Source organism: Maribacter sp. MJ134 (genome assembly GCF_003970695.1).
Lineage (GTDB): Bacteria > Bacteroidota > Bacteroidia > Flavobacteriales > Flavobacteriaceae > Maribacter.
Genome location: NZ_CP034570.1, coordinates 3,352,381 through 3,371,067, shown reverse-complemented (window position 1 = coordinate 3,371,067; position 18,687 = coordinate 3,352,381). Strand labels below are relative to the sequence as shown.

The 18,687-nt window shown below is 40.2% G+C and carries 17 protein-coding genes; 10 read left to right on the top strand and 7 right to left on the bottom strand.

Annotated features, from left to right (window positions below):
* Positions 1-435: 435 nt before the first annotated feature.
* On the top strand, positions 436-1,344 hold the full coding sequence (locus tag EJ994_RS14560) for an OmpA family protein (protein ID WP_126593150.1): 909 nt from the start codon (positions 436-438) through the stop codon (positions 1,342-1,344).
* A 27-nt stretch (positions 1,345-1,371) separates the two neighbouring features.
* Positions 1,372-1,929, top strand: a complete 558-nt coding sequence (locus EJ994_RS14555; RefSeq protein WP_126593149.1) for a hypothetical protein — start codon at positions 1,372-1,374, stop codon at positions 1,927-1,929.
* Positions 1,930-2,001: 72 nt separating this feature from the next.
* Here EJ994_RS14555 and EJ994_RS14550 read toward each other — a convergent pair whose 3' ends face one another.
* From EJ994_RS14550 to EJ994_RS14535, 4 genes are all read right to left on the bottom strand, one after another.
* Complete coding sequence (locus tag EJ994_RS14550) at positions 2,002-3,000, bottom strand: acyl-ACP desaturase (protein ID WP_126593148.1); 999 nt, start codon at positions 2,998-3,000, stop codon at positions 2,002-2,004.
* 65 nt (positions 3,001-3,065) lie between these two features.
* Complete coding sequence (locus tag EJ994_RS14545) at positions 3,066-3,800, bottom strand: metallophosphoesterase family protein (RefSeq protein ID WP_241240796.1); 735 nt, start codon at positions 3,798-3,800, stop codon at positions 3,066-3,068.
* Positions 3,797-4,879, bottom strand: a complete 1,083-nt coding sequence (locus tag EJ994_RS14540) for a DNA helicase PriA (RefSeq protein WP_126593147.1) — start codon at positions 4,877-4,879, stop codon at positions 3,797-3,799. The genes EJ994_RS14545 and EJ994_RS14540 overlap by 4 nt, the downstream gene beginning before the upstream one ends.
* A 57-nt stretch (positions 4,880-4,936) precedes the next feature.
* Positions 4,937-6,076 carry an SPFH domain-containing protein gene (locus tag EJ994_RS14535; RefSeq protein WP_126593146.1) on the bottom strand — a complete coding sequence of 380 codons (1,140 nt, stop codon included), beginning with the start codon at positions 6,074-6,076 and terminating at the stop codon, positions 4,937-4,939.
* Between the two features lie 200 nt (positions 6,077-6,276).
* On the opposite strand from EJ994_RS14535, the gene EJ994_RS14530 reads away from it, so the two are divergent.
* Positions 6,277-7,221: a carbohydrate kinase family protein gene (locus EJ994_RS14530; protein ID WP_126593145.1), complete on the top strand. Its 945-nt coding sequence runs from the start codon at positions 6,277-6,279 to the stop codon at positions 7,219-7,221.
* A gap of 1 nt (position 7,222) precedes the next feature.
* Positions 7,223-9,154 carry an alpha-amylase family protein gene (locus tag EJ994_RS14525; protein ID WP_126593144.1) on the top strand — a complete coding sequence of 644 codons (1,932 nt, stop codon included), beginning with the start codon at positions 7,223-7,225 and terminating at the stop codon, positions 9,152-9,154.
* On the opposite strand, the gene EJ994_RS14520 is transcribed toward EJ994_RS14525, so the two are convergent.
* From EJ994_RS14520 to EJ994_RS14510, 3 genes are read right to left on the bottom strand one after another with little or no spacing between them, the layout of a single operon-like run.
* The gene (locus EJ994_RS14520) at positions 9,151-10,287 is read right to left on the bottom strand and encodes an ATP-binding protein (protein WP_126593143.1); all 1,137 of its coding nucleotides are present in this window, start codon (positions 10,285-10,287) and stop codon (positions 9,151-9,153) included. The two genes, EJ994_RS14525 and EJ994_RS14520, sit on opposite strands and share 4 nt — an antisense overlap.
* On the bottom strand, positions 10,284-11,039 hold the full coding sequence (locus tag EJ994_RS14515) for an SDR family NAD(P)-dependent oxidoreductase (protein ID WP_126593142.1): 756 nt from the start codon (positions 11,037-11,039) through the stop codon (positions 10,284-10,286). Before EJ994_RS14515 ends, EJ994_RS14520 begins: the two co-directional genes overlap by 4 nt.
* A gap of 10 nt (positions 11,040-11,049) precedes the next feature.
* Positions 11,050-11,925: an aldo/keto reductase family oxidoreductase gene (locus EJ994_RS14510; RefSeq protein WP_126593141.1), complete on the bottom strand. Its 876-nt coding sequence runs from the start codon at positions 11,923-11,925 to the stop codon at positions 11,050-11,052.
* A gap of 158 nt (positions 11,926-12,083) precedes the next feature.
* Between EJ994_RS14510 and EJ994_RS14505 the strand changes: the two genes are divergently transcribed.
* The 6 genes from EJ994_RS14505 to EJ994_RS14480 all read left to right on the top strand — a co-directional run bounded on the left by EJ994_RS14505 (position 12,084) and on the right by EJ994_RS14480 (position 18,684).
* A complete protein-coding gene (locus tag EJ994_RS14505; RefSeq protein WP_099572139.1) occupies positions 12,084-13,085 on the top strand; it encodes an AAA family ATPase in 1,002 nt (333 codons plus the stop codon).
* An 86-nt stretch (positions 13,086-13,171) separates the two neighbouring features.
* The gene (locus EJ994_RS14500; RefSeq protein ID WP_126593140.1) at positions 13,172-14,038 is read left to right on the top strand and encodes a DUF58 domain-containing protein; all 867 of its coding nucleotides are present in this window, start codon (positions 13,172-13,174) and stop codon (positions 14,036-14,038) included.
* A gap of 2 nt (positions 14,039-14,040) precedes the next feature.
* Positions 14,041-15,699: a hypothetical protein gene (locus EJ994_RS14495; protein ID WP_410504182.1), complete on the top strand. Its 1,659-nt coding sequence runs from the start codon at positions 14,041-14,043 to the stop codon at positions 15,697-15,699.
* Entirely contained in the window at positions 15,700-16,698 is a 999-nt protein-coding gene (locus EJ994_RS14490) for a vWA domain-containing protein (RefSeq protein WP_126593139.1), read from the top strand.
* A 98-nt stretch (positions 16,699-16,796) separates the two neighbouring features.
* A complete protein-coding gene (locus tag EJ994_RS14485; protein ID WP_126593138.1) occupies positions 16,797-17,843 on the top strand; it encodes a VWA domain-containing protein in 1,047 nt (348 codons plus the stop codon).
* Between the two features lies 1 nt (position 17,844).
* Complete coding sequence (locus tag EJ994_RS14480) at positions 17,845-18,684, top strand: tetratricopeptide repeat protein (RefSeq protein WP_126593137.1); 840 nt, start codon at positions 17,845-17,847, stop codon at positions 18,682-18,684.
* The last annotated feature ends 3 nt before the right edge of the window (positions 18,685-18,687 follow it).

Here is an 18,687-nt window from a genome sequence, read left to right as displayed (position 1 = left end):
CGTTTCTGTATGTTCCGTACTTCTAATTGTATAAACGGTTTTAAGTAATCTGGGAATAGACACTATCGTATAGGATATTAACTACGCCCAATTTTGAACTAAACAGTACCCACAAAATAACCCTATCGTTAAGGATACGATAGGGTTTACTTAATTAACCAACTAACTCAAATATGTCATAAAACCCTATCCCAGTGCCGGAACTTTGTCGGGAGCGATAGGGTGTATTTTATTTGCATCAGAAAGTTCCGAAATATCTTCTTTTAAAAAAATATGAATTATGCCTCCTTGCCGTTTGAATGTGCAAATGGTATCATTTTAGTTATAGTTGGAAAATCACTCCTCCTTGATTACTAGCAATTAAGCTATCGAATATTCAAAAATTTTAAGATTTTTTTAATACATTGTGGATGAAACACTAAACACTATTTAAAAATGACAAAAACAACAACGAATCTACTGCTGATGTTGATCACTATTTTGGCAGGGACTTATTTTTACATTACCTGCTGCAGTGAATGCGGAGTTAGTGTAGAACAAGAGCCTCCAAAAGAGGTAGCAGCACCCATTGTGCCAGAAGCAACTTCATATCCTTTTGCCTTTAAGGATGGAGATTACGCTTATAACAACAATGACAATTACAACTTTAATAGTTCTTCTTCGTCTATACTAATGCCACTAGCCGCTAGTATGGAAGAAGGTATTACAAGCCTTAAAGGTTTCTTAGAGACCAATGCAGGAAAAGTAATTAATATTACGGGGTACTATAAAAGTGACGAAAACAACGATAGCGCCTATCCTAATCTAGGGCTTGCCAGAGCCAATGCGGTCAAAAACCATTTGGTATCCAACGGAATTTCCTCTTCTAGAATAAATACGATGGGAGCGCTAATGGAAAGTATGGTGGCCAGGGAGAACGTATATCTTGGACCTGTAAGCTACAGCTTAGGTGGAGAATCTGAGGATGCGGCCGAAGAGATGAAAGCACTGTTCGATAAAATAAATGCTGATCCGCTTACGCTATATTTCAATACGGCAGAAGCATCTATAAGTTTAAATGCAGAACAGCGCCAAAAGGTAGCCGATATTTCTAGGTATTTGGATAAAATGGAGGGTGCCACCGCAAACGTGGTGGGCCACACTGATAATACCGGGGTAGCTGCCACTAACATGAGACTTGGTTTGGACAGAGCAAATTTTGCCAAAGCCTATCTCATGCGAAACGGAATTGCCGAATCAAAAATAAAAACCTCATCTAAAGGGCAGACGTCTCCTATAGAGAGCAACGCCACTGAAGAAGGTAGGTCTAAAAATAGAAGAACTGTAGTAACACTAAACAATTAAATCACTAACAAATTAAAATAGTATAAAATGAATTTTGAAAATATGAATATCTGGTGTTGGTTGATCCCAGCTTTAGTCGGGATAATTAGTGGAATTCTTGGCTACCTCATTGGCCGAAGCGGAAATACCACCATTGACAATTCTGCAGATTTAAAACTGCTACAAGATAAAAATGCAAAGTTAAAAGCCGATTTAGATGCTTGTAATAAGAGAGTGAGCAGTGCCAAGGCCAATGTAACAAGTACAGTATCTTCTTTTGCAGCGGGTGCGGCGGTAGCATCTATTCCTTTTGATGCCGCAGGAGCAAAGGCGGCCTTCGGTAAAGCCATTAAGCAAGATGACCTTAAAGTTGTTGAGGGCATAGGGCCTAAAATAGAAGGTATGTTCAAAGATTCCGGAATTAAAACCTGGAAAGCACTATCAGAAGCTTCCGTAGCGGAATGCCAAAAAGTACTGGACGGCGGTGGAAAGCGCTATCAGGTTCATAATCCTGCGTCATGGCCTATGCAAGCCAAAATGGCCTATGAAGGCAAATGGAGTGAACTTGTGAAATGGCAAGATGAACATGATCACGGTAAATTATAATCAATAACCAACCAAAAATAAAAGCCCAATCTCACTTTGAGATTGGGCTTTTTATTTTCTTGAAACTTAGCGCTACAACATTCCGTTGGCTTCTACCCATTTAAAGTGGTACTGATCTTCTGGAAACTTCATTCTAGAGGCAATACGCTCCAATCTTTCAGGAAGTTTCATCAAATAGTCCCTTGCTTTTTGTGCTTCGTCATTAAGTCCCCTTACTGCATCAATCTCCCAAAAAGCATTCAACTTTGCAAGAATATCTATGTAATCCTGAGCGGTATAAACACCAAGTCTTTGTGCACAATTTGAGAAGTTCTCAAAGGCAGTACCAATGGTACCTCCGGATTCTCTTAAAAAGTGAGCCGGCATTACTATTTTCTGTTTCATCATATCGGCAAAGGCCAACATCATTCCATTAGGGTCGTGACCCATAATCGTTTTTACGAATTCTCTATAGGCCAAATGATGCCTCATTTCGTCCCCTGCAATTATCGTACACATCTTACCTAATAAGGCGTTCCCCTTTTTCTTAGCCATTTGCCCCACACGTTTGTGAGAGATGTTCGTGGCCAATTCTTGAAAGGAAGTGTACACAAAATTCTTATATGGGTCCCTATCGGTACCAATATCAAAACCGTCCGAAATAAGGTGCTGCGTAGTTATTTCTATTTCCTTCATATTCACCCTTCCGGATAGATATAAGTATTTGTTCAGCACATCCCCATGTCTATTCTCTTCTGCGGTCCATGCCCTAACCCATTTGGCCCAGCCATTGGTCTTATATTCTCCATGCTGGTCTATCCCAACAACATCCATTAACCACGATTCGTATGTAGGCAAGGCTTCTTCGGTAATGGTATCCGCCACCATGGTTACCCAAAAATCATAGCCCAACTCTTTCGATTCTTCCCGTAATTGTTCTACATGGTCCAAAAACCCATCACTTTCGGAATCAGGGAGAAAATCCGTAGGCTGCCATATATCTTCAGGTTTTATCAGAAAATTCTCCATAAACCCTTCCACTTCGGGCTCAATGGCCTGCATTACTTCTAGTCGTATATTCTTCTCGGACATATATCAATTTTTATCAAAGTTCGTTAATTCTGCGCTGTTTTAGCCTTTAAAATTAAATTGATTTACTAATTTCTGCCTGTTTCATTGGGATAGAACGTGTGCACAGGCTCACTTTGCCAATATTTTTTGGTCTGAATATCAAAAGCGGTGAGAGGTCCTTTAAATGCTGCTCCGGTATCAATATTCCAAACATTTACAGCATTTTGAGGCGTGGTTTTCCCCATTCGCGTTACAGGGGTATGGCCAATGTAAATCTCTTTGTAATGCGTAAGTCTTTTAGGAAAATACATATCACCTTCTTTCAAATTTGGGTCTATTGACAAGACCAGTTCCCAAAGCGTTCGGTCCCAATAGAAGGTCTTGGACGTATATTCATAGGCTACGCCCTTTAGGTTTGTAAAGCCCGCGTGCAAGAACAGTCTATTCGCGTCATCCAAATAATAATCCTTAAGGTTTTCATAGAACATAATATGCTCCCTTTTTGTGCTATCATCTACCTTCCCGTACGATTTTACCGTGGCTTCGCCGCCATGCATAAACCACATTGGGTTATCGTCGCCACCGGTAAGCCATTGATGGCATAAGGCATCGTGATTACCTCTAAGAAAAATGCACCGGTGCGTTTCGTTCAATTGCAAAAGGAAATCTATCGTTTCAACAGCCTCACTCCAACCATCGACATAATCGCCTAGAAATATAAGTTTATCGTTGACCGTTACGGCTGCTTTCTCCAATACTTGCCGTAACGCCTTTAATCCTGAATGTATATCTCCAATAACTAATGTTCTTTGCGTCATCATTTAGCAAAAATCGCAATTCCCGCAATGACCACAAGGACGAAAACCACTAAAAAGAAAATTTTCCAGAAGGAGTACGGCCTACTACCACTTAAATTACCCGTTTGTCCATTGATATAAAAATGGTACTCTTTTCCGTTATACCGATAGGAACTTATGTATACAGGGAGCAAAATATGTTTAAAAGTTTCATCAGAAAGTTTCATGTCCGCATTGGCAATGCGTTGCGTATCTCCGCCGATATCCCTTCGAATCCAGTTATAAGCGATATTTTTTGCCTCTTGAAAGGATTGATGGTGACCCTCCTTAAGAGATACTGTATACTTTTCCGTTACAAAACCCGACAGGTATTTTGAGTTAAAGACCACTAAATCCTTAAGATTCCAAAATGCAATGGAGGGCGGGATATCCCTTCTTTTTTTCTCCGAGGCATTTATTAAAATATCATCTACAAAACCATTGACCTTCCCAGAGGCATAGGTCCATTTGGTCTTTCGTACCTGCCTTGTGCGCCTCCCCTTGTCGCTATTATATGTCTGGGTTTCATAATAGTAATCTCCGCGCTGCCCTTGATAGGAAGCAAACAGATTGGCATCAAAAGTCCAATAAGGAATATATAGGCCATGAAGTCCCTCAGGGTCTAATGCCGCCCTTTTGAGTTTGTTGGGTGCAAACCAAAGACCGTTGACCCAAGTTTTGAAAATTTTTCTTGCTTTTTTTACATCCAACTGAAAAGGAACCAACGCCCCCGGCAAAATCCAACCTTCAATTTCGGTATCCTCACGTATCAGCGGTTCACTACAGTACACACAATTCAATGATTTGTAATTCTCCTCTACATGCTGGTTGGCGCCACAATTTTTACAATGCAAAAGCTCAATGGTTTCCGTATAGGCATTCTCGCCAACAATCTTTAAGTAATGGGCCAACTCTAGCTCCTCAAAACTGCTTTTAGATTGCTCTATAAATTCCTCATACCCGCAATATTCACAATTAAGTTGATGTGAGCCTGGTTTAAACTTTAACTCTGCACCACAATTGGCGCAAGCTTTTTTATGTTCCGATTCTTGGATTTTTTCCATGTACATTGTTTTCGCGCTAACGAAAATCACTACGTTATTCCTGAACTTTTAACTACACTATGCGTTTGGTAGTGGCGGAGGTGTATTTCCTCCCAAGAACGATTTTAGTTCTTCTACCTCTTTTAAACTTGCCCAATTGGCCATTCCCTGTTTCCAGACCAGTGAATCTCTATTAATGGTCCTATTGGCAAAAAGCTCCTTTAATTTGTCAAAAGAGACCGGACCCAATTGTTGCCCGTTTACCGCATAGAAGTAAGTAACCTGCAACGGAACGGGCGGTGGCGCAGTTTGTTGTCCTTGTGGTGCTTGCACAGCAAAAGGCTGACCAGTGGGCTGACCCATCATTCCGCCCATTTGTTGCGCCAATACAAAGCCCATGCCCATGCCCATACCGGCACCAGCAGTACCTCCTTCGTTTGCAGCTGCCAATTCCATAGCTTTCGCAGCCTTGAACTGCGCCAACTTGGTCATGTCCAATTTATCCAAACGACTATATTCAAAGATTTCTTTCTTTAGCTCTTCTGGCATGGAAACATTTTCGATATAGAACCTTTCTAATTCTATACCTACACGCCCAAATTCCGGTTGCATTACCTCTTGGCAAGTTTCGGACAGCTCGCTCGTATTTGCCGCATATAGTTCTATTGGCAGGTTGGCCTCTCCGACAGTATCCGTAAATCGGGTAACAATTAAACTTTTAAGGTGTTCGTTAACTTCGTAATTCGTGAAATTACCATCCGTTCCCACGACATCGACAACAAATTTTCCCGGATCGTTAATTCGAAAACTATAGGTTCCGAAAGCCCTGATCTCTACAAGTCCAAAACGATCATCACTTAGCATGAACGGATTTTTAGTGCCCCATTTTTCATCCGTGAACAATCTGGTGTTCACAAAATAGACCTCCGCTTTAAACGGACTGTTAAATCCATATTTCCAACCTTTGAGCGTGGTTAAAATCGGCAGGTTCTGGGTATTCAAGGTATAGGTTCCGGGTTTGAAGACATCGGCTAGCTGACCCTCGTTCACGAAAACGGCCGTCTGCCCTTCGCGAACTATTAATTTAGCATTGTTCTTTATTTCATTTTGATACCTTTCAAATCGATGTACAATTGTATCGTTCGAAGTATCTAGCCATTCTATAATATCTATAAACTCATGGCTTAATTTCTTCTTTATTTCGTCAAATATGCTCATTTTCGATTATTTTTTATTTATCCCAAAAAGGTAGCAAATTCCTAATAACAGGACAAGAAATAAGGTTCCTTAAAGCTGCATAGTCCACATTACGGGGCGTAATCTCCCCATTTAATGACTAACTACCGATTATTCACAACAAAATTTAGAGAAAGCTACTTTTTCTATTTACCTTAGATTTTAAACTTTGAAGCAAGTCTATGAAAAAGGTATTTTGCATTGGTGAGCTACTCATTGATTTTGTTGCTGAAAATCAGGGTAAGGACTTATCTAAAGCTAAAGAGTTTACGAAAAAAGCAGGTGGTGCACCTGCAAACGTGGCCTGCGCCATAAGTAAGTTAAGTGGCCAAAGTGCTTTTGTAGGTTGCGTTGGCAACGATCCTTTTGGGAGTTTTCTACTGAACATTCTGGATAAGGAAAGTGTTGATCTTTCACTGGTACAAAAATCGGACGTTTTTACCACCTTAGCTTTTGTATCCATTGATGAAGACGGAGAGCGAGATTTCGTTTTTAGCCGCGGGGCAGATAGAGAACTAAAGTACGATTCTAATCTAAAAAACGAATTCAAGGAAAACATGGTGCACTTTGGAGCAGCCACCGCCTTATTGGGTGGGAATCTAGAAGATGCCTACAGTAGATATTTCTTTGACGCACTTACACAAAACGCGTTCATAAGCTTTGATCCCAATTACAGAATAGATCTTTGGAAAAACAAAGAGGATATTTTTATAAAGAAATGCATCCCCTTCATACAGAAATCCCACCTATGCAAATTTAGTCTAGAGGAAGCTCAGCTGCTTTCCGGAAAGACAGATTTAAAAGAGGCATGCACCTATTTGCATGAAATGGGAACAGATATTATAGTAATTACCTTAGGTGGAGAAGGTACTTTGCTCAGCACAAAAACATACTCCAAAACCATACCTAGTATTTCGGTTAAGCCAGTAGATACGACCGGGGCCGGTGATGCTTTCATAGGTTGTCTTTTAAAACAGATCGCAACGCACCATAACTTGGAACACACTTTAGAAAACGAAGATTTACTTACTGCTATGGTAGCTATGGCCAATAAGGCAGGAGCAATAACTACGACTAATTTTGGGGCTATAGAATCGCTTCCAAATCAAAAACAACTCGTTTCCTAGAATGAATCAGGCCACTTTGCATCAATTAATGACCAAAAGGTCAAAAAAATATGTAGACGCCAGTCATGAAGCTTTTGGGCTAAGATTGGCTACGAACATTTCGCTTATCAGCTCCTTGTATTTCTCCCTTTACCCCGAAAAAGAGAAGGCATCCTATTTTCCTAAGTTACTGGATAAAATGGAACAACTTTTCTTTAAAAGACCCGAGGAACTAAAGGAACTTGACCTTAAACGGGCGAAAGTCGGTAATTGGTACCAAAGCGAACAATTGGCCGGAATGCAATTGTACGTGGACCGTTTTAATAAAGACATTAAAGGACTGGATGAAAAACTTCCTTACTTTGAGGAACTAGGTATTAATTTTCTTCACTTAATGCCCATAACCACTAGACCTGCCGGTGAAAACGACGGTGGGTATGCCGTAAACAGTTATCATAAAATAGATGCACGTTACGGAACCCGAAAGGAATTTTTGGCTTTCACTAAAAAAGCAAGATCAAAAAATATGATCTTAATGCTGGATTTTGTGGTGAACCATACTTCGGATGAATTTGAGTGGGCCAAAAAAGCAATAGCGGGTGAAGAAAAGTATCAGAATTATTACTACACCTATCCCGGTAGACAAATCCCAGACGCTTTTGAAAAAACATTGCCGGAAATTTTTCCAGCTACGGCACCTGGCAGTTTTACTTATAATAAATCGATGGAGCGTTGGGTAATGACCTGCTTCAACAGTTACCAATGGGACCTAAACTATACTAATCCCGAGGTATTTATCGCCATGTTGGAGAACCTCTTGAACTTGGCGAATATGGGTGTTGATGTAGTGCGTTTCGATGCGCTTGCCTTTCTATGGAAGAAAATAGGCACCATTTCTCAAAACCTGCCCGAGGCACATCAACTGGTTTCCCTCTTTCGTATGTGCTTACAGGTAATAGCTCCTGGGGTAATTCTTTTGGCCGAAGCCATTGTAGCACCAAGGAATATCATTAAATACTTTGGAGAAGGGCTTTTGGAAGGTAATGAGTGTGAAGTAGCCTATAATGCATCGCTGATGGCGCTGTTGTGGAATTCCATTGCGACCAAAAAGACGTCTTTATTATATAAAAGTTTACTGGAAACCCCTTCCAAACCACAAGATGGAACTTGGATCAATTATATAAGATGCCATGATGATATCGGGTTGGGTTACGACGACGATTTTATCCGTGACCTAGGTCTTTCTCCCAGAGAACATCGTAAATTCTTGCTAGACTATTATTGCGGTGGCTTAGACTGGTCTCCCGCAAAGGGCTTGCTGTTTATGTACAACCCCAAAAACGGCGATGGCAGAATTACCGGAAGCGCAGCATCCTTACTTGGCTTAGAAAAAGCACTGGAACAAAAGGATAAAAACAGCATCACGGAAGCTGTAGCCAAAATTCTAATGCTACATGGTATTATCCTCTCCTATGGAGGAATACCGTTGATTTACGCAGGGGATGAAATAGGAATGTTGAACGATTATACTTTCCTTGAAAACGAAGACCACAAGGACGACAGCCGCTGGGTAAATAGACCGAAGCAAGATTGGGAGGCGGTTAACAAATTGGCTTCAAAAAAAAATCACGCCAGTTCAATTTTTAATGGACTGAAAAAAATGATACAATTGCGAAAGAAACTCCCCGTTTTTGCAGATGTTTCTCCGCCTATAATTCACCCAAGCTCCAATCCGCATATTTTTGTTTTTGAACGCACTAATGGAAAAGATAGGGTGTGGGTAATTTCCAATTTCGATGAAAATACCCAATTTCTTCATGTCTCATGGTTGTTTACCATTGGCATACATCCAGAAAACAACCTTAAAGATGGTATCACCGGTAAAAAACTGAAGCTAGAACGTAATCTACTGCAATTAAGCGCCTATGAGCATTTATGGATAATGGCTGGTTAATTGTAAGCTACTTTTCGTAAGATCCGTAAAGCTGCCTTTAACGAGTCATATATTTTTGGAAACTGTTCTTTAACGATACCCCTTGCTATTTCCATTTGATGTCTGGCCTCTTCAAAACCGTTTAAATAACAAATTAAATACGTGTCAGGAAGGTGCAAAACATCTTCTACCTCTGTTGATTTCAAGGCTATACCCTGTTTTATTTTAGCCAGTAGACTGTTGTTGGTATTGTAAATATGATGCAAAATCTTCTTGTCGTAACGAGGCGGTTCAAAAACCAGTTCGGTCTGTATTTGATAGGTTCCGTTTTCTTTAAAAGTAATAACCAGTTCCTCTAAGGGATAATATCGTTGTTTGCCTTCTAATCCTAATTGAACATACTCCATTGTTGTAAAAGAATGATCATCATAGGTGATGGTTACCTCATCTAGATCGGAATAGAACAGTTTTACTTGCTCGTTAATTAATTCGATGTCCACCCTGTTGTAATAGGTTTGCCCTTTGACTTCTTTTTTGTTGCCGGCCCAACATACGACAAACTGTTCCTTAAAGACTTTATAGTCGCTTTGCAAGTCTTTATGGCGATGGTTTATGAAATCTATTACACCGTCCAAGGTGAGCTCTATATTATTCCGGGCATGCTGTTCTATGGTGGCGACAGCTTTTGAATTTATATCCTTCAACTCAATATCAAAGGCTTTTGGAAGACTTATGCTACCCTCTCTAAAAAAGACGGAACCACCATAATATTTCCAGATATTTTTGCGTAGGGAACAAATCTCCCCATTGGATTTAATGGTGACCAGACCTACCACCTTGCCCTCTGCCAAATGTGGAAAAGGAATATTCTCGTATGAAATCAGGGGTGGGTTATCCAAATAGGCATTCACCAAATTTTGGATCTTGCTATCATCAAAAAAATCGACACCAACAATCTGATTATCCTCATCCTCAACCCCGATGACGATAAATGAGTTGTTCATGGGATTACTATTGGCCAGAGCACAAACGTGTTTTAGAAATTTTGCCTTACCCTCTTTTTCCCCGATGGCAATAAAACGCTTTTTGTCGTAGAAACTATTCTCGTCGTTATGAGCAAGTAAGTTTTTGACCAATAAGCGTTTATTGATCATAAGGTTTTATTCACAATGGTTGATGAGGCTTGTGCCGTTGGCATAACCACCAAATCTGCAATATTTACATGATATGGTCTAGTCACCGTAAAAAGAATAATATCGGCAATATCCTCAGGTTTTAGCGCCTGAAAGCCTTTGTATACATTTTCTGCGCGCTCGTCGTCTCCTTTAAAACGCACCTGACTAAATTCAGTTTCCACCAAACCAGGGTTTACGGCCCCTACGCGGATACCGTGTTGGTTTAAATCTATACGCATGCCTTGATTAATGGCGTCTACGGCATGCTTACTAGCACAATATACATTGCCCCTGGGGTACACTTCCTTACCCGCAGTGGAGCCTATATTGATAATATGTCCCTTGTTTTGAGTAATCATTTTAGGAATAATTGCCTTGGAAACGTATAATAACCCTTTGACATTAATATCTAACATTGCGTCCCAATCTGTTATGCTACCTTCTTGTATGGTATCTAAACCATGGGCGTTTCCTGCATTATTAATTAAGATGGATATTTTTGAAAATTCCTCAGGTAAGGAATCGATGGCTTTCTTTACCGCATCTTTGTCCCGTACATCAAAATTTAACGTGTGCACAGTTGTCAACGCTCCCAATTGCTCTTTTAGATGAACTAAGCGTTCTTGTCTCCTACCACAGAGAATTAACTTAAATTGATGCTTCGCAAAAAGTTCGGCCGTAGCCTTTCCTATGCCGCTGGTGGCTCCGGTAATAAATACTGTTTCGTTCATATGCTTCTTTTTAAGCTACTTCATGTCCGTTACTCGCTTCTAAAAGTAGGAACCAATCTTCCGATTCTAAATCAATTTCTACGGCTTTCATAGCAAGTGCCAATCTTTCTGGTGTAGCCGTCCCCACAACGGGATGAATATTGGATGGATGTTTCAAAATCCAACTGAGCAATAATTGGTCTTCACTTGCCCCGTACTTTTTGCATAGATCCTTTAATACTGATCCAATACGTTTTGTTTGTTCCGTTTCCTCCCTAAAGAAAGCTCCCAGCGGGCTCCAGGACATGGCTAACCGGTTATGGGCAAGACAATCGTCCAAAATACCATTGTTCATCACCTCATTTGCCGTGAGTGAATATTCTATCTGATTTCCCTCAACGGGCACAACGGTCTCTAACAAAGCTATTTGAGAAGGAGTAAAATTAGAAACTCCAAATTGCCTTATTTTACCCTCTTTTTTAAGGTGCATTATTGCTTCGGCAATCTCACTTGGTTGCATCAGTGGGCTTGGCCTGTGCAAGAGCAGTACATCTAAATATTCGGTCTCCAGCAACTTCAGGGAGCGCTCCGCGGACCAAATTATATAATCCTTATCGTAGTTGTAATGCTTCACCTTGTTCGTTCTGGTCTTGGCATCAAATTGAATCCCACACTTGCTGATCAGTTGTATACTTTCACGCGAAATTGAGCTCTTCTTAAAAGCGGCACCAAACTGTTCTTCCGTAGTATAGTCACCATAAATATCCGCATGGTCAAAGGTGGTGATGTTCAACTCCAGACAGCTGTTCATTAAAGCTATCATTTCATTTGTTGCCAATTGTTTCCCCCAGTTGCCCCAAGTCATGGTACCGGCAATAATTCTGGAATAGGTAGTCATATGCTTCATAGGTGGGTGAAATTAAAAAGAATCCCTTAAATACTTCATAAAAACAAGGGGTTTTCGCATTTTTTAACCAATCGTTAACAGCTACTCAATGAATAAATTTTCAATTTGCACAACTGTTAAAATTATAAGCGTAAATTACCCTAAATATAACCGGATAAATGGAAGAAAATACTACTGTTGACATTAGCGCAGTGAATGAGAAAATAGCTCAGGAAAGTGCTTTTATAGATTTACTTGTTATTGAAATGAACAAGGTCATCGTTGGTCAAAAACACATGATCGAGAGACTGCTCATAGGACTGTTAGGGCAAGGCCATATCTTATTGGAAGGTGTTCCCGGTCTAGCAAAGACCTTGGCCATTAATACGCTTTCAAAAGCAGTAAAAGGTAGTTTTAGTAGAATTCAGTTTACTCCGGACCTTTTACCGGCAGATGTCGTAGGAACCATGATCTACAACATGAAAGAGAATGATTTCTCGATTAAGAAAGGACCCATATTCGCCAACTTTGTTTTAGCGGATGAAATTAACCGTGCCCCTGCAAAGGTGCAATCCGCATTACTGGAAGCCATGCAAGAAAAGCAGGTAACCATAGGGGACGAAACCTTTATCTTGGACAAGCCTTTTCTAGTGATGGCTACCCAAAACCCCGTAGAACAAGAGGGGACTTATCCGTTGCCAGAGGCTCAGGTAGATCGTTTTATGTTGAAAACAGTGATAGACTATCCTAAAATGAACGAGGAGCAAATGGTCATGCGACAAAACCTCTTAGGCAATTATGAAACTGTAAAACCTGTTGTTTCCTTAAAACAGATACTTAGTGCCCAAAAAGCGGTCCGTGAAGTTTACATGGACGAGAAAATTGAAAAATATATACTGGATATTGTATTTGCTACCAGGTATCCAGAAAAATACAATCTTGAAAATCTAAAACCACTTATTAGTTTTGGTGCATCACCAAGGGGAAGTATTAACCTTGGTAACGCATCTAAATGTTATGCCTTTATTAAGCGACGAGGGTATGTGGTCCCCGAAGATGTCCGGGCCGTCGTTCATGATGTTTTAAGACATAGAATAGGTATTACCTACGAAGCCGAAGCAGAAAACATAACTTCAGAAGAAATCATAAATAAAATCGTAAACGAGATTGAGGTACCATAGCGCTTAGCTTTTGACCAGTGGTGATATGTGTGGTAATACTACAACGTACAACTGCCCACTAGCTATGAACGTTCCCAAATACCAGGATGGATACTAAAGAATTACTCAAAAAAGTTCGTAAAATAGAGATAAAGACCAGGCGTCTTTCCGACCATATTTTTGGTGGGGAATATCATTCTACGTTCAAAGGAAGGGGTATGACTTTTAGTGAAGTACGCCAATATCAATTTGGAGATGATGTACGGAGTATAGATTGGAACGTTACGGCCAGATATAACGAGCCCTACGTTAAAATTTTTGAAGAGGAACGCGAGCTCACAATGATGCTAGTAGTGGATATTAGTGGTTCGGAACTATTTGGAACCACCAATCAATTTAAAAATGAAATCATAACCGAAATTTCTGCAACCTTAGCGTTCAGTGCTTTGCAGAACAATGACAAAGTGGGCCTTATCTTGTTCTCTGACCAAGTAGAGCTCTTTATACCGCCTAAAAAGGGAAAGACCCATGTGTTGAGGATTATCCGAGAATTACTGGAATTTAAGCCCAAAAGCAATAAAACGGATATCGCAGAGGCCTTAAAGTACCTCACCAATGTTATGAAGAAAAAAGCTATAGTTTTTGTGCTTTCGGATTTTATAGCATCGGACTATGAACGCACCTTAAAAATTACAGGCAACAAACATGATGTTACAGGTATCCGGGTTTACGATGAACGAGAAGAACACATTCCTAATTTGGGAATGGTGCAAATGCAAGACGCGGAGACGGGAGCGTTAAAGCTGGTAAATACCCAGTCTAAAAAAGTGCGTAATACCTATGCTCAGTTCCATAAAGAGCGGGTCAATTATTTCAAGGAAACCTTTACCAAATCTGGCTGTGGTGTTCTTGATTGCAGAGTGGACGAGAGTTATGTAAAGAAACTATTAGGATATTTTAAACGAAGAGGTTGATGATGTATAGCGTTTTTACACCTAGAATTCAGCACGGTTCGTTTTTACTAAAACGAATTGTCTTTTTGTGCTTTGTTCTGGTTACATCACTAATCGCTGCCCAAGAAAACCCTAAAATTACCTCAGCGGTAGACACCACCTTCATTAAAATCGGAGATCAAGTACAATGGACGGTTTCAGTTGAGGTAGATTCCGTTGATCAAGTTATATTTCCAGAAGGCCAAACCTTTTCGCCTTTGGAAACCGTGGAGGCTTACGCAACGGATACCACTAGAAAAAAGGATAGGCTTACATTACAGAAAATATACGCCCTCACACAATTTGACTCTGGCCGTTACAAACTACCTACCCAACGTATAGAGATTAATGGTACTGGCTATTTTACGGATTCCTTATTTATTGATGTTGCTACGGTTCCCGTTGATACTATCGCCCAAAATTTATATGATATCAAACCGCTGATTTCGGTCGAAAAAAATAATGCGGATCTATGGAAATATCTATTGATAGGACTCTTTATACTTCTAGTTCTAGCTGGGTTGTTCTATTGGTTCGTACTTCGTAAAAAGCCGCTGAGCGAAGAAGAAAAAGAAGCCTTGTTGCCCCCTTACGACCGTGCATTGTTAGAATTAAAACGTTTAGAAAACTCAAAATACCTCATTCAGGACGAGTTCAAGGAATACTATTCCGAGTTAACCACCATAGTCCGTTCTTATTTAGAAGAAGACGCGCATGTATCAGCCTTGGAAAGTACCACCGGACAGTTGATAGATAAGTTGGAATTACTACGAGACTCTGGTGAGCTAGATTTAGAGATAGACACTATTAACCAGTTCAAGAACATTCTACAAACGGCGGATTTGGTGAAATTCGCCAAATCAAAACCTTCTACCGCAGCCGCGGAACGCGACAGAAAACTAGTGGAGCAAATTGTAGTACAGACGCATGATGCTTTACCAGAGCCAACGGAAGAAGAATTGATGCAATTAGCAGAATACCAAGAAGAGCAGGAACGGAAAAAACAAAAGAAAAAGCTAATCATAGGAATAGCTTCCTTAGCGGCATTACTCCTCATCGGAACATCCATAGCAGGATTTAAATTTGGGTTTACCTACCTGAAGGATACCGTTCTTGGACATCCAACAAAAGAATTACTGGAAAGCGATTGGATTTCTAGCTCGTACGGCTACCCACCTATTGTTCTAGAAACGCCAAAAGTACTGGTTCGGCAAGAGGTAAAGTTACCGCCAGAAGCAAAGGCCACAATTACGGATATACAGGCTTTTGGGTATAGAAGTGCCGTAGGCTTATTTACTATAGGAACCACCTCGGTAACCATGAACCCTGAGGCGGAACCCGATTTTGGCAAAACATTGGAACAAATCATCAAAGGTTTTGAAAGTCAAGGCGCTAAGAATATCATTACCAAGCAAGAAGAGTTTACTACTATTAGTGGTGTAAAAGGCCAGAAAATATTTGGTAGTGGAAAATTCGCCGTGCCAGAATCTGAAGAATTAATCAAAGGAAAATATACCGTGCTATTGTTCGGAGGCAAGGGTTTTCAGCAATACATAATTATCACTTGGCTGGATGATGACACTTATGCACAAGAAATTGTAGACAGAATATTAACTACGGTAGAGGTTAAAACGGAAGTTTAAATGTTAGAGAATATATCCTTTGCAAATCCTGATTTCTTTTGGCTATTTCTATTACTGCCAGTAGCCATACTTTGGTATATCTTTAAACAAAAAGAACAGAACGCCTCGTTACGCATAGCCACTATTAACGCATTTGGTTACAGCAGTTTTTTGCCCAAACTGAAACATGTACTTTTCCTATTAAGGCTTTTGGCTCTGGCGGCCATCATAGTTGCCATGGCAAGACCACAGACAGAAGATATTTCAACACGAACCAAAACAACGAAGGGTATAGATATCGTTATCGCTATCGATGTCTCTTCGAGTATGTTGGCCAAGGATTTGAAACCTAACCGATTGGCCGCCCTAAAAAAAGTAGCTGCAAGTTTTATAAAAAAGAGACCTAACGACCGTATTGGACTTGTAGCTTATGCTGGTGAGAGCTTTACTAAAACCCCAATTACTACGGACAAGTCTATAGTTTTGGGTGCTCTTAGAGAGATAACCTATGGACAATTAGAGGACGGAACGGCCATTGGTATGGGACTGGCCACCTCTGTAAACCGACTAAAGGAAAGCAAAGCAAAAAGTAAAATTATTATTCTCTTAACGGATGGTGTCAATAATTCTGGCTTTATTGAACCCCAAACGGCAGCAGACCTGGCTATCGAGTTTGACATTAAAACGTACACTATTGGTCTAGGCACTAATGGCAACGCCTTAACACCAATTGCTTATAACGCCGATAAATCGTTTAGATATGGTATGCGGCAAGTAGAAATAGATGAAGAACTGCTGCAGGATATTGCGCAAGTTACAGGCGGAAAATACTTTAGAGCTACTGATAACGAAACGTTAGAGGAGATATACGACGAGATCAACAAACTAGAAAAAACGGAAATAGAAGAGTTCAAATATTATAGATACGAAGAAAAATTTAGACCATGGATACTAATAGCAGGAGCGCTATTGCTTTTAGAATGGATTTTAAGAAATACGGTATTTAGGAGCTTTGTGTAAATGACCCCAGGCCAAATCCAAGAGGCATTAGAAGAAAAGCCATTATTTATTTCGACGCAAGCGTCGGAGCATTATAAATCTCGATTATCGAGTACATTATGATTCAGTTAGACGAAAAAATATATTTCTATTTGCTTTTCATCCTTCCGGTGATAGTAACTCTATTCCTGCTTTTACTGCTATGGAAAAAAAGAACACAAAAGAAATTTGCGGATAGCCTGTTACTCAAAAGACTGACCCCTAATAAATCTCAATACAAAGGCACTTTAAAACTACTTTTTTTTCTGTTAGGTCTTTCTGGGCTCATTATAGGTCTCGTAAACCCCAAAATCGGGACCAAGTTGGAAACGGTGAAAAGAGAGGGTGTGGATATCGTTTTTGCTGTCGATGTTTCTAAGAGTATGTTAGCCGAGGATATTGCGCCCAACAGAATGGAAAAGGCCAAACGATTGGTTTCGGAAATCATTAATCAGTTGGCCAGCGATAGGGTTGGTATCATTGCGTACGCAGGACAAGCTTTTCCACAATTACCTATAACGACCGATTATGGTGCGGCTAAAATGTTTCTGCAAAGCATGAATACGGACATGCTAAGCTCTCAGGGAACGGCAATTAATGAAGCTATTGAATTGGCAACAACCTTTTATGATGATGATGAACAAACCAATAGGGTACTTTTCATTATTTCCGATGGTGAAGACCATTCTGGTGGGCAGACCTTAAACGCTGTTGAAGAAGCCATTGACGCCGGCATCAAAATATATACTATAGGTGTTGGTAAGCCTAAAGGTGCTCCAATACCTTTAAAAAGAAATGGCGTCCTGGAAAGTTTAAAAAAAGATTTGCAGGGTGAGGTGGTCATCACAAAACTAAATCAAGAAGTACTAATAGATATCGCCGAAGAAGGCGATGGAACCTATATAGATGGTTCAAATACGGAGGATGCCGTAGCCTTTATTAAGGAAGAATTGCTTCAAATGGATAAAAAAGAGTTTGAAGCCAAACAATTTGCGGAGTACAAAGACCAATTTCAATGGTTCCTCGGAGCAGGTCTTTTGTTCCTTTTTTTAGATATTTTTGTCTTGGACCGTAAAACCAAGTGGCTTAAGAAATTAAATCTTTTCAACGAAAAACATATCGAATAAAATGAAGAAGTTTATACCCCTACTATTCTTGTTCTTTATGTCGGCATTGATCTTTGCCCAAGATGAAGAATTAAAAGAAAAGCAGCAGAATCTCAACAACTCAATTAATCATACATGGGATGCTAATAAGAAATTGTCCGAGAACAATTTTATTGAAGCCGAGGTAGATTACAGAAAAGCTATCGCAAAAAGTCCCGATAACGCCGCAGCACCCTACAATTTAGGAAACGCCTACTACAACAATGCCACCTTTAGCGAGGCCTTTGGTAGATTTAAAGAGGCGGGGGAGACTGCGACGAACAAAAAGGATAAGCACAAGGCCTATCACAATATGGGTAATGTTTTTATGAAGCGTAAAGACTACGCCAAAGCCGTGGAGGCCTACAAAGAGGCTTTGAGGAATAATCCAAAAGATGAGGAAACAAGATATAATTTAGCCCTAGCGAAAGAGCTCTTGAAGAAGGACGAGGATAAAAAAGATAAAAACGACGAAAACAAGGACGACAAAAAAGATAAGGACGAAAATAAGGAAGGGGATAATAAGGATAAGAAAGACCAAGATAAAAAAGACGAGGGAGACGAAGGAGATAAGGGTGATAAAGGCGACGAGCAGAAAGATGAAAACAAAGAAGGAGACGGCGATAAGAAAGAGGAACAGAAGAAAAAGCCAGAGCAAGGAGACCAACCTAAAGAACAGCAGCAACCACGGCCCAATCAGCTATCTAAACAACAAATAGAGAATTTGTTGCGAGCAATGCAGAATGCAGAGAAAAAAGTACAGGATAAAATTGACGCCAAAAAAGTGAAGGGCGCTAAAATTAAAAATGAAAAGGATTGGTAATAC

What these genes read in the sequence shown, in the direction of transcription:
- EJ994_RS14550 (WP_126593148.1), bottom strand. Translation starts at nt 3,000, where the DNA reads ATGTCCGAGAAGAATATACGACTAGAAGTAATGCAGGCCATTGAGCCC.
- EJ994_RS14540 (WP_126593147.1), bottom strand. Translation starts at nt 4,879, where the DNA reads ATGGAAAAAATCCAAGAATCGGAACATAAAAAAGCTTGCGCCAATTGT.
- EJ994_RS14520 (WP_126593143.1), bottom strand. Translation starts at nt 10,287, where the DNA reads ATGATCAATAAACGCTTATTGGTCAAAAACTTACTTGCTCATAACGAC.
- EJ994_RS14510 (WP_126593141.1), bottom strand. Translation starts at nt 11,925, where the DNA reads ATGAAGCATATGACTACCTATTCCAGAATTATTGCCGGTACCATGACT.
- EJ994_RS14555 (WP_126593149.1), top strand. Translation starts at nt 1,372, where the DNA reads ATGAATTTTGAAAATATGAATATCTGGTGTTGGTTGATCCCAGCTTTA.
- EJ994_RS14535 (WP_126593146.1), bottom strand. Translation starts at nt 6,076, where the DNA reads ATGAGCATATTTGACGAAATAAAGAAGAAATTAAGCCATGAGTTTATA.
- EJ994_RS14530 (WP_126593145.1), top strand. Translation starts at nt 6,277, where the DNA reads ATGAAAAAGGTATTTTGCATTGGTGAGCTACTCATTGATTTTGTTGCT.
- EJ994_RS14500 (WP_126593140.1), top strand. Translation starts at nt 13,172, where the DNA reads ATGGATACTAAAGAATTACTCAAAAAAGTTCGTAAAATAGAGATAAAG.
- EJ994_RS14490 (WP_126593139.1), top strand. Translation starts at nt 15,700, where the DNA reads ATGTTAGAGAATATATCCTTTGCAAATCCTGATTTCTTTTGGCTATTT.
- EJ994_RS14545 (WP_241240796.1), bottom strand. Translation starts at nt 3,800, where the DNA reads ATGATGACGCAAAGAACATTAGTTATTGGAGATATACATTCAGGATTA.
- EJ994_RS14560 (WP_126593150.1), top strand. Translation starts at nt 436, where the DNA reads ATGACAAAAACAACAACGAATCTACTGCTGATGTTGATCACTATTTTG.
- EJ994_RS14495 (WP_410504182.1), top strand. Translation starts at nt 14,041, where the DNA reads ATGTATAGCGTTTTTACACCTAGAATTCAGCACGGTTCGTTTTTACTA.
- EJ994_RS14480 (WP_126593137.1), top strand. Translation starts at nt 17,845, where the DNA reads ATGAAGAAGTTTATACCCCTACTATTCTTGTTCTTTATGTCGGCATTG.
- EJ994_RS14505 (WP_099572139.1), top strand. Translation starts at nt 12,084, where the DNA reads ATGGAAGAAAATACTACTGTTGACATTAGCGCAGTGAATGAGAAAATA.
- EJ994_RS14485 (WP_126593138.1), top strand. Translation starts at nt 16,797, where the DNA reads ATGATTCAGTTAGACGAAAAAATATATTTCTATTTGCTTTTCATCCTT.
- EJ994_RS14515 (WP_126593142.1), bottom strand. Translation starts at nt 11,039, where the DNA reads ATGAACGAAACAGTATTTATTACCGGAGCCACCAGCGGCATAGGAAAG.
- EJ994_RS14525 (WP_126593144.1), top strand. Translation starts at nt 7,223, where the DNA reads ATGAATCAGGCCACTTTGCATCAATTAATGACCAAAAGGTCAAAAAAA.